The 10521-nt window shown below is 68.4% G+C and carries 9 protein-coding genes; 1 reads left to right on the forward strand and 8 read right to left on the reverse strand.

Annotation, left to right across the window (positions count from 1 at the left end):
- The 6 genes from lepA to rpmI all read right to left on the reverse strand — a co-directional run.
- The coding region (lepA, locus tag EQG76_RS10625) for a translation elongation factor 4 (RefSeq protein ID WP_159713177.1) at positions 1-1319 on the reverse strand (1319 nt) is incomplete at its 3' end.
- 111 nt (positions 1320-1430) lie between these two features.
- Positions 1431-2603 (reverse strand): LLM class flavin-dependent oxidoreductase, encoded by a 1173-nt coding sequence (locus EQG76_RS10630; protein ID WP_159713179.1) that lies wholly within the window; start codon positions 2601-2603, stop codon positions 1431-1433.
- A gap of 153 nt (positions 2604-2756) precedes the next feature.
- Positions 2757-5156 (reverse strand): phenylalanine--tRNA ligase subunit beta, encoded by a 2400-nt coding sequence (gene pheT / locus EQG76_RS10635; protein WP_159713181.1) that lies wholly within the window; start codon positions 5154-5156, stop codon positions 2757-2759.
- Positions 5153-6232, reverse strand: coding sequence for a phenylalanine--tRNA ligase subunit alpha (gene pheS / locus EQG76_RS10640; RefSeq protein WP_159713183.1), 1080 nt, complete (start codon positions 6230-6232; stop codon positions 5153-5155). Before pheS ends, pheT begins: the two co-directional genes overlap by 4 nt.
- A gap of 134 nt (positions 6233-6366) precedes the next feature.
- Complete coding sequence (gene rplT / locus EQG76_RS10645) at positions 6367-6726, reverse strand: 50S ribosomal protein L20 (protein WP_159713185.1); 360 nt, start codon at positions 6724-6726, stop codon at positions 6367-6369.
- Positions 6727-6754: 28 nt separating this feature from the next.
- Entirely contained in the window at positions 6755-6955 is a 201-nt protein-coding gene (gene rpmI / locus EQG76_RS10650) for a 50S ribosomal protein L35 (protein WP_159713187.1), read from the reverse strand.
- Positions 6956-7147: 192 nt separating this feature from the next.
- On the opposite strand from rpmI, the gene EQG76_RS10655 reads away from it, so the two are divergent.
- Positions 7148-7570, forward strand: a complete 423-nt coding sequence (locus tag EQG76_RS10655) for a group III truncated hemoglobin (protein ID WP_159713189.1) — start codon at positions 7148-7150, stop codon at positions 7568-7570.
- A gap of 25 nt (positions 7571-7595) precedes the next feature.
- Here EQG76_RS10655 and pgmG read toward each other — a convergent pair whose 3' ends face one another.
- A complete protein-coding gene (gene pgmG, locus EQG76_RS10660) occupies positions 7596-8978 on the reverse strand; it encodes a phosphoglucomutase/phosphomannomutase PgmG (RefSeq protein ID WP_159713191.1) in 1383 nt (460 codons plus the stop codon).
- Between the two features lie 50 nt (positions 8979-9028).
- The gene (locus tag EQG76_RS10665; protein WP_159713201.1) at positions 9029-10348 is read right to left on the reverse strand and encodes a UDP-glucose dehydrogenase family protein; all 1320 of its coding nucleotides are present in this window, start codon (positions 10346-10348) and stop codon (positions 9029-9031) included.
- Positions 10349-10521: the final 173 nt, after the last annotated feature.

A 10521-nucleotide genomic window follows, 5' to 3' on the forward strand; every position in this document is an offset into this window, starting at 1 on the left:
TTGCCGACATAGGTCAGCTCGATCTGCCGGCCGCGCTTCTCCGAGCAGAGCGACAGGATCGCCCCCAGATACTCGTCCGGCACCAGGATGGTCGCCTTGATCCAGGGCTCCTGGATGAAGTCGATCTTGGTGACGTCCGGATAGTCCGCCGGATTGTGCATCTCGTGCACGCTGCCGTCGGTCATGTGCACCTTGTAGATGACCGACGGAGCCGTGACGATCAGGTCGAGATCGAACTCGCGATCCAGTCGCTCCTGGATAATCTCCAGATGGAGGAGGCCCAAAAAGCCGCAGCGGAAGCCCGGCCCCAGCGCCAGCGACTGCTCGGGCTCGTAGGCGAAGCTGGCGTCGTTCAGGCGCAGCTTGGCCAAGCTCTCGCGCAGATTGCCGAACTCGGCCGTGTCGGTCGGGAACATCGAGCACCAGACCACCGGCTGGGACGGCCGGAAGCCCGGCAGCGGCTCCGGGGCCGGCCGCCGCTCCTCGGTGATCGTGTCGCCCACCTGGGCATCCGCCAGTTCCTTGATGCCGGCGGTGAGGAAACCCACCTCGCCAGGGCCCAGCGAGTCCACCTCGACCTTCTTGGGCGTGAACACGCCGACCCGGTCGACCGGATGCACCGCGCGGGTGCCCATCATCTGGATGCGCGTGCCCTTGGAGATCGTGCCCTCGCGGATCCGGATCAGCACGACCACGCCCAGATAGGGATCGTACCAGCTGTCCACGACCAGGGCGCGCAGCGGCGCATCCGGGTCGCCCTTCGGTGCCGGGATCTGGCGGACCACTGCCTCCAGCACCTCATCCACGCCCTGGCCGGTCTTGGCCGAGATCATCAGTGCCTCGGAGGCATCCAGGCCGATGATGTCCTCGATCTGCGCCTTCACCCGGTCGGGCTCGGAGGCCGGCAGGTCGACCTTGTTGAGGACCGGGATCAGTTCCAGGTCGGCGTCGATCGCCTGATATGCATTGGCCAGGGTCTGCGCCTCGACGCCCTGGGTGGCGTCGACCAGCAGGATGGCCCCCTCGCAGGCCCGCATCGACCGCGACACCTCGTAGGAGAAGTCCACATGGCCGGGCGTGTCGATCAGGTTGAAGATATAGTCGTGGCCGTCCCTCGCCCGGTAGGCGAGCCGGACGGTCTGCGCCTTGATCGTGATGCCGCGCTCGCGCTCAATGTCCATGCTGTCCAGCACCTGGCTGGTCATCTGGCGCGCCTCAAGCCCGCCGCACATCTCGATGAAGCGGTCGGCGAGCGTCGACTTGCCGTGGTCGATATGCGCGACGATGGCGAAGTTGCGGATACGGGCGAGGTTGGTCATGGCAGCCTGGATGGGACGCGGCAGGTGCTATCTGCACGGACCCGCACCAGAAGCCAAGCCCCGGGCACGCAATCCCGGGGCACATGAAACTGCGATCGATCGTGCAGCCGGTCAGCCGCGGCCGCTACGTTCCGCCTCGTACTTGGCCTTCATCGCCTCCACCGCCTGGGCCTGCTGGCCGGCCAAGTCGCCGCGCACCGCCCGTGCCCGCTCGGTAGCCTCGATCGTGGGCCGGTAATGGCCCTGGAAGTGCGGCATCACGCTGCGCGCCACCAGCTCGAAGCTGCGCTTGGTGGCATCCGGGTCCGCCCATTCATGGGCCAGCATCAGGTAGGCGCCGAAGCCACCGTTGGACTGCCGGTCCAGCCGCTCGATCTGCGCCGCCACCATCTCGGGCGTGCCGATCACGCCGATGCCCGACTGGTTCACGAACTCGGTCATCTCGTGCGGGTCGTTGCCGTCCACCACCATCTGCGGGAAGGCCGCGACCGACTGGAAGTAGCGGAACCACTGCTCGATGCCGTAGCGCACCTCCGCATAGGCCTGCTCCACGGTAGGCGCGCAATGGACCGGCCCGACCAGCCGCCACTTGGCGCGGTCGACGGTGGTGCCATAGTGCTTCGCCTGCTCCTCCATCACGTTCCAGTGCAGGGCCAGCGCATCGAAGCCCGCCGCCAGCGTGGCGCCCACCGCCAGCAGGCCCACGCCATGGCGGCCGGCCAGCCTCGGCCCGGACGGCGAGGCGGCGGCGGCCACACAGATGTCGAACAGGGGCTCGGAATAGGGCCGCAGATGCAGCCGGGCCTCGCGCAGGTCCCAGCGCTCGTTCTTGAAGGTGACCGGCTCCTCGCTGGTGAGGAGCTGCATGATGATCGTGAAGCTCTCCTCCAGGAGCCGGCGGGTGTCCGATTGCTGGATGCCGATCATCTGCGCATCGGTCGGCAAGGCACCTGGCCCGGCGCCGAACATCACCCGCCCGCGGCTCAAATGGTCGAGCATCACGATCCGCTCGGCCACCCAGAGCGGGTTGTGGTAGGACAGGCTGATTACGCCGGTGCCAAGCTTGATGTGCCGGGTCCGCTCGATGGCCGAGGCGATGAAGATCTCCGGCGAGGCGATCAGCTCGCTGCCGGCCGAATGATGCTCGCCGATCCAGGCCTCGTCATAGCCCAGCCGGTCCAGGTGCTCGACCAGCTCCAGGTCGCGCTGGAGCGCCAGGGTCGGGTTGGTGCCGGGCGCATGGAACGGCGCCATGAACATGCCGAAGCGCAGCCTCTTGGCCATCTCGTCTTCCCTGATCGTCGGATGCCGGATGTCCCTGCACCGGCCCTGCCGGCAGACAAACCGGTCATGGCCGGGCAGGCAAGCCCGAAGCGGCAATGACGACAGGACCGAGGAAGGACGCGCCAGGCTAGCGGCGCGTCCTCGGCTCCAGCTTCAGCCGCGCAGGCTGGCGCCGGTCGCCTTGGCCACGCTCGCCACGATCCGCTGCGAGACGGCCTCGATCGCCGGTTCGGTGAGCGTGCGGTCTTGCGCCTGCAGGCGCACGGCCACCGCCACCGACTTCTTCCCCGGCTCCACGCCCTGGCCGCGATAGACGTCGAACACCGACACCTCGCGGACCAGCTGCTTTTCCGCTTGGCGGATCGCCTTGAGGATCGCGTCCACGGTCACCCCTTCCTCCACCAGGAAGGCGAAGTCGCGCTCCACTGCCGGGAAGGGCGATGCCTGCAAGGCACCCTTGCCGCGCACGGCCCTGGCCCGGGGCTTGGGCAGGCTGTCCAGATCGAACTCGAACGCCACCACCGGCAGCTCGATGCCGAGCTCGGCCAGCACCGCCGGATGGATCTCGCCGAAGGAGGCCAGCACCTGCGGGCCCAGCCGCACCCGGCCGGAGCGGCCCGGATGGAACCAGTCCGGCGCGTCCGTGCTGATCTGCGCGGTATCGACCTTGGCACCGGCCGCCGTCAGCAATGCGAGCACGTCGGCCTTGATGTCGAACACGTCCACATTGCGCACCGGCTCCAGCCAGTTGCGCTGGCGCAGCTCGCCAAAGCGCAGCCCGGCACAGTTCCAGGCTTGGCGGCCGGGCTCGGCCGCCATGAAGCGCGGCCCGACCTCGAACAGCCCGCCACCGCGGAAGCCCCGGTCGACATTGCGCCGGACCGCGGCCAGCAGGTTCGGCAGGAGCGAGGGCCGCAGTGCCGAGAGGTCGGCATGGATCGGGTTCTGCAGTCGGATCGGCTCCGCCGCACCGAAGCGCATCGCCAGCCCTTCCGGCATGAACGACCAGGTCACCGCCTCCATCAGCCCGCGCGCGGCCGCCAGGCGGCGCACGTCGGAACGGCGCCGCTGCTCAGGGGTGAGCACCTGGGCGGACACGGCCGCCATGCGCGGCACCGAGACCGGCGGGATGTGGTCGTAGCCGTGCAGGCGCGCCACCTCCTCGACGATGCAGGCCTCGGTCGAGACGTCGTGCCGCCAGGAGGGGATGGTGATCTCGTAGAGGTCGGGGCCGCCGTCCACGCCGAAGCCCAGCGCCTTCAGCCCGGCCTCCATCTCGTCGCGCTCGACCGTGATCCCGGCCAGCCGCCCGATCTGGGCGGTGTGGAAGGTAAGCCTTCCCCGCACTTCCGGCACCTTGCCGGCGATCTCCACCGGGCCAGCCCGGCCGCCGCACAGCTCCAGGATCAGCCGAGTCGCGAACTCGGTGCCCGGCAGCACCAGCCCGGCATCGATGCCGCGCTCGAACCGGGCCCGCGCATCACTGTCGATGCTAAGGCGCCGCCCGGTCTCGGCGGTGCGCAGCGGGTCGAACAGCGCCACCTCCAGCACCACGTCGGTGGTGCCCTCGTCGCAGCTGGTGGATTCGCCACCCACTACGCCGGCCAGGCTCACCACGCCGGTGTCGTCGCAGATCACCGTCATGCCGGCGGTCAGCGTGTGGGTGCGGCCGTCCAGCCCGACCAGCGTCTCCCCGCCCTCGGCCTCGCGCAGCACGAGATCGCCCTGCAGCTTGTTCCGGTCGAACACGTGCAGCGGGCGGCAGAGGTCGAAGGTCAGGTAGTTGGTGATGTCCACCAGCGCCGAGATCGGCCGGAGCCCGATCGCCGTGAGCCGGCGCTGCAGCCAGTCGGGGCTGGGCCCGTTGCGCACGCCCTTGATGGTGCGGGTCACGAACAGCGGACAGGCGCCCTCATTGCCCGGGGCGAAGGCCAGGCGGGTGCGGGTCACCGCGTCGGTGCCGGGTGCCACCGGGCTGAAGTCGCGCGACTTCAGCCTGCCCAGGCCGGCTGCCGCCAAGTCGCGGGCGATGCCGTTGACGCCGAAGCAGTCGGCCCGGTCGGGCGTGACCTTCAGCTCGATGACCGGCCCCTCGATGCCGAGCGCTGCCACCGCCGGCATACCGACCTCGGGCTCGCCCGGCAGGTCGATGATGCCCTCATGGTCCTCGCCCAGGCCCAGCTCGCGCCAGGAGCACATCATGCCCTCGGACGCGACGCCGCGAATCTCCGCCTTGGTCAGGGTGACCCCGGTGGCCGGCACGACATGGCCAGGACGCGCCAGGATGCCACGCAGGCCCTGGCGCACGTTCTGGGCGCCGCAGACCACGCTCAGCACGCCGTCGGCGGTCCGCACCTTGAGCGCGGAAAGCCGGTCCGCCTGCGGATGGCGCGCCACCTCGATGATCTCGGCCACCTGGAACCCGGCCAGCGCGGCACCCGGATCGGTGACGTCCTCGACCTCGAGACCCAGATCGGTGAGCTTCTTGGCGATGGTCTCGACACCCGCCGTGGTGTCGAGATGCTCCTTCAGCCAGGGCAGCGTGAACTTCATCGGGACAGCCCCCCAGCCAGGGTGGGAACGTCGAGCGGCATGAAGCCGTAATGCTTCAGCCAGCGCAGGTCGGCCTCGAAGAAGGTGCGCAGATCGGGAATGCCGTACTTGAGCATGGCGACCCGGTCGATGCCCATGCCGAAGGCGAAGCCCTGCCACTCGTCGGGATCGAGATTGACCGCGCGCAGCACCTTGGGATGGACCATCCCGCAGCCCAGGATCTCCAGCCAGTCGCTGCCCTCGCCGACGACCAGCTCGCCCTGCGACCGCTTGCAGCCGATATCCATCTCCGCCGACGGCTCGGTGAACGGGAAGTAGGACGGCCGGAAGCGGACCGGGATCCGGTCGCTCTCGAAATAGCTGCGCACGAAGTCGATCAGGCAGCCCTTGAGGTGCCCCATATGGGTGCGCCGGTCGATCAGCAGCCCCTCCACCTGATGGAACATCGGCGTGTGGGTCATGTCGCTGTCGACCCGGTAGGTCCGGCCGGGTGCGATGATGCGGAACGGCGGCTTGCCGGCCAGCATGGTGCGGATCTGCACCGGGCTGGTGTGGGTGCGCAGGAGGAGCGGGGCCCCGTTCTGCTCGGCTTCGAGATAGAACGTGTCGTGCATCTGCCGGGCGGGATGCTCCTTCGGCAGATTGAGTGCCTCGAAATTGTGGAAGTCGTCCTCGACGTCCGGCCCCTCGGCCACCGCGAAGCCCATGTCGGCGAAGATCGCGATGATCTCGTCGGTGACCTGGCTGACCGGGTGGATCCGCCCGACCTGCTCCTCGCGCGCCGGCAGGGTCACGTCGACCCGCTCGGCCTGGAGGCGGGCTTCCAGGGCCGCGGCCTGCAGCCCGGCCTTGCGTTCGCCGAGTGCGGATTCGAGCCGGTCCTTGAGCTCGTTGATCTGGCGGCCGGCCTCCTTACGGCTGTCCGGGTCCATGCCGCCCAGCTGCTTGAGCAGGCCGGTGACGGCACCCTTCTTGCCCAGATAGGAGACGCGCACCTCGTCCAGGGCGCGCAGGTCGGCGGCGGCATCGATGGCAGCCAGGGCCTGGTCGCGCAGACTTCCGACATCGAGGGTCATGATCGGTTCCGGGGCGTTGGTCCGGGAGGAGAAAAGCAAAAAGGGGCCGAGTGGCCCCTTCGCAGTCGCTCAATCGAAGCGGTCGTCGGATCGGCCGACCGTGCCTCGGCCCCGCGATCGCGGGGCCAGGGCGGTCAGGCCGACAGCGCACCCTTCGCCTGAGCGACGATGCCGGCAAACGCGGCCGCATCGTGCACGGCAATGTCGGAGAGCACCTTGCGGTCCAGCTCGATGCCCGCCAGCGACAGACCGTGGATCAGGTTGCCGTAGGTCATGCCTTCCTGGCGCGCCGCGGCGTTGATCCGCTGTATCCACAAAGCGCGGAAGTCGCGCTTCTTGTTGCGACGGTCGCGGTAGGCGTACTGGAGCGCCTTCTCCATCGACTGCATCGCGGTGCGGATGCAGGTAGACCGCCGGCCGCGATGGCCCTTGACCTGGTCCAGGACCTTCTTGGTCCTGGCGTGGGAGGTGACCCCCCGGCTGACGCGCGCCATTTCAGCGAACTCCGAATCGAATAAAGGGTCAGGCGTACGGCATCATGATCTTGACGAGAGCGGCGTCGCCACGCTCGAGATAGTGGGCACCGCCGCGATGGCTGACCTTGGCCTTCTTGGGCTTTGCGGTGAGGCAGTGGCGATGATTCGCACCACCATGCTTGACCTTGCCAGAGGCTGTGAAGCTAAAGCGCTTCGCGGCACTCCGCTTGGTCTTCATCTTCGCCATGATCTGCTCCGGAGACGACAAAAGCCACGGCGGCGAAGACGCCACCGTCCGTGGCGGCGGGTGATAGCCGAACTGCGCGGTCCCTGCAACCTGTCTCGTGCCGTCCATCCGCTGCGATCGGACGCACCGGCACCACCCCCGCCATACCCACATGCAGGAAAGACAATCCCGGTCACATTCGAAGAATCCGCCATGGCTCTCGGCAGCATCCCCCGCCCCGGCATCGACGAGGAGCGCATCCACGCCCTGGTCCACGGCTTCTACGCCGCGGTGCGCGCCGACGACCTGATCGGCCCGGTGTTCTTGGGCAGGATCCAGCCGGAGCGCTGGCCGGTCCATCTGGACAAGATGTGCGCGTTCTGGTCGTCGGTGCTGCTGCGCACCAGCCGCTATGACGGCCGCCCGCTCCGGCCGCATCTGCTGATGCCCGAACTCTCGGACGCACATTTCCAGCGCTGGCTGGCCCTGTTCCGGGCCACGGCCAGCAAGGTGTTCGAGCCGGACGCAGCTCCGGTCGTGATCGGCTTCGCCAAGCGGATCGCCCAGAGCTTCCGCATGTCGATCGCCTTTCACCGCGGCGAGGACGCGGCGGGCCTGGGGCCCCTGCCCGCCTGAACTCCCCGCCCGCCCGGGGGCGCCCTCAGAACTCGGCCGGAGCCTCGACGCCCGAGCCGTCCAGTGCGGTGCGGATCGCCCCCTTGAGCCGCTCCAGCCCGTCCTCCGAGCTGGCCTCGGCGCGGGCCACCAGCACGGCCTGGGTGTTGGAGGCGCGGAGCAGCCACCAGCCGTCCTCGGTATCGACCCGCACGCCGTCGATGTCGTTCACCTTGGCACCCTGGCTCGCCAGCTTCGTCTTGACGTGCTGGATCGCCGGGAACTTGACCTCCTCTTCGCAGTCGAAGCGGATCTCGGGCGTGGCGATCACGTTGGGCATCGCATCGCGCCAGTCCTTCAGCGTCCGGCCGCTGCGCGACAGGATGTCCAGGAGGCGCACGGCGACGTAGAGCGCGTCGTCGTGGCCGTAGAACTTGTGCTTGTAGAAGATGTGGCCACTCATCTCGCCCGAGAGCGGCGCCTCCTCCTCGATCATCTTGTCCTTGATGAGCGAGTGGCCGGTCTTCCACATGATCGGCCGGCCGCCGAGGCGCGTGATCTCGTCGAACAGGCCCTTGGACGACTTGATGTCGGCGATCACCGCCGCCCCGGGCATCTCCGGCAGGATGTCGGCTGCGAGGATCTGCAGGATCTGGTCGCCCCAGACGATCCGGCCAGTGGAATCGACTACGCCGATCCGGTCGCCGTCCCCGTCGAAGCCGATGCCGATCTCGGCACCCGACGACCGCACCCGCTCGATCAGCGTCACCAGGTTCTCCGGGACGGTCGGGTCGGGATGGTGGTTGGGGAAGCGGCCGTCCACCTCGGCGAACAGGCACTCGTGGGTGCCCGGCAGCTTTGCCACCAGGGCGGTCATGGCCGGGCCGGCAGCACCGTTGCCGGCGTCCCAGACCGCATGGACCGGCCTCGTACCCTGGTAGTCCTTGGCGAGCCGCGTGACATAGTCGTCGAAGACCGAGACCTCCTCGACCTTGCCCTTGCCGGTCTCGAAGTCGCCGGCCGCGATCAGCCGGCCGAGCTCCCGGATGCCCTCGCCGAAGAACGAGTGCTTGCCGAGCATCATCTTGAAGCCGTTATGGCTCGGCGGGTTGTGCGACCCGGTGATCTGCAGCCCGCCATCGGTGCCCAGGTGATGCACGGCGAAGTAGAGCATCGGCGTGGGGCCCAGCCCCACCGCGGCCACGTCGACGCCGGCCGAAGTGATGCCGCGGATCACGGCCGCCACCAGGTCCGGCGAGCTCAGCCGGCCGTCATAGCCCACCGCCACCCGCTGGCCGCCATTGCGACGCACCACGGTCCCGAACGCCCGGCCGATCGCCAGCGCATCGTCGGCGAACAGGGTCTCGCCGACGATGCCGCGGATGTCGTACTCGCGCAGGATGGATGGGTGCAGCTTGTGACCGGCCATGAAGGGCTCCTGAAATGCTCCGAGAGGGCGTTGAAGGCTGGGCGCAGCTCCTAGGCCGCGCCGACGCTCGGCCGTCCGATGCTGACATAGCTGAAGCCGCGCTGGGCGACCTCGGCGGGGTTGAAGATGTTGCGCAGGTCGATGATGCGCGGCGCGTTCACCAGATCGCGCACGCGGTCCAGGTCCAGGCCGCGGAACTCGTTCCACTCGGTGAGCACCACGATCGCATCCGCCCCGGTCACCGCGTCATAAGGGTCCTGCGCCCAGACCACCTCGGGCAGGAGCTTCTCCGCCTCCTTCCTGCCCTCCGGGTCGTAGGCGCGGATCTCCGCCCCCTCGCCTTTCAGCGACGGCAGCACCACCAGCGACGGCGCGTCGCGCATGTCGTCGGTGTTCGGCTTGAAGGTCACACCCAGCACCGCGATGGTCTTGCCCGCCACCGAGCCGCCCAGGGCGTCGGTGATCTTGCGCACCATCTTGCGCTTGCGCATCTCGTTGACCGCGATCGTGCTCTCGACGATGCGCAGGTCCACCCCGTTCTGCTCGGCGGTGCGCACCAGGGCGAGCGTGTCCTTGGGGAAGCACGAGCCGCCATAGCCCGGGCCGGCATGGAGGAACTTGCGGCCGATCCGGCCATCCAGCCCCATGCCGCGCGCCACCTCGTTCACGTCCGCACCCACCCGCTCGCACAGGTCGGCCATCTCGTTGATGAAGGTGATCTTGGTCGCGAGGAAGCTGTTGGTCGCGTACTTGATCAGCTCGGAAGTCTCGAGGCTGGTGAACAGGATCGGCACCTCGATCGTGTTGAGCGGCCGGTAGCAGCCGATCATCGCCTCGCGCGCCAGCTCGCTGTCCACCCCGCACACCACCCGGTCCGGGCGCATGAAGTCCTCGATCGCCGAGCCCTCGCGCAGGAACTCCGGGTTGGAAGCGATCTCGACCTGCAGGTCCGGGCGGACCTTGCGGAACAGTTCCTTGAGCTTGCGGCCAGTACCCACCGGCACGGTCGACTTGGTCACCACCACGGTCGGCGCCTTCAGCGCCTTGGCGATCGCCTCGCCCGCGGCGAAGACGTAGGTGAGGTCGGCATGGCCATCACCCCGGCGGGTCGGCGTGCCCACCGCGATGAAGATCGCCTCCTTGTCCTGCACGCCCTCTTCCAGCGAGGTCGTGAAGGTCAGCCGCCCCGCCTTGACGTTCTTCTCGACCAGCGCGTCCAGCCCCGGCTCGTAGATCGGGATCCCGCCTGCCTCCAGCATCGCGATCTTCTTCGGATCCACGTCGATGCAGGTCACGTCATGGCCGAACTCGGCAAAGCATGCACCGGACACCAGGCCAACATAGCCCACGCCGATCATCGCAATGCGCATGCACGTCTCCAGAAATACAAGGGCGTTTCGCAGGTCGAGAAAGGAGGCTCAGCGGTAGCGGGACAGGATCTCGCGCACACCGCCGGCCAGATCGGGCCGCCGCAGTGCGGCGGCGACCACGGCCTCGACGTAGCCGAGTTTGTCGCCACAGTCATACCGGCCGCCGCGATATA

The organism is Geminicoccus flavidas, assembly GCF_009806515.1.
GTDB lineage: Bacteria > Pseudomonadota > Alphaproteobacteria > Geminicoccales > Geminicoccaceae > Geminicoccus > Geminicoccus flavidus.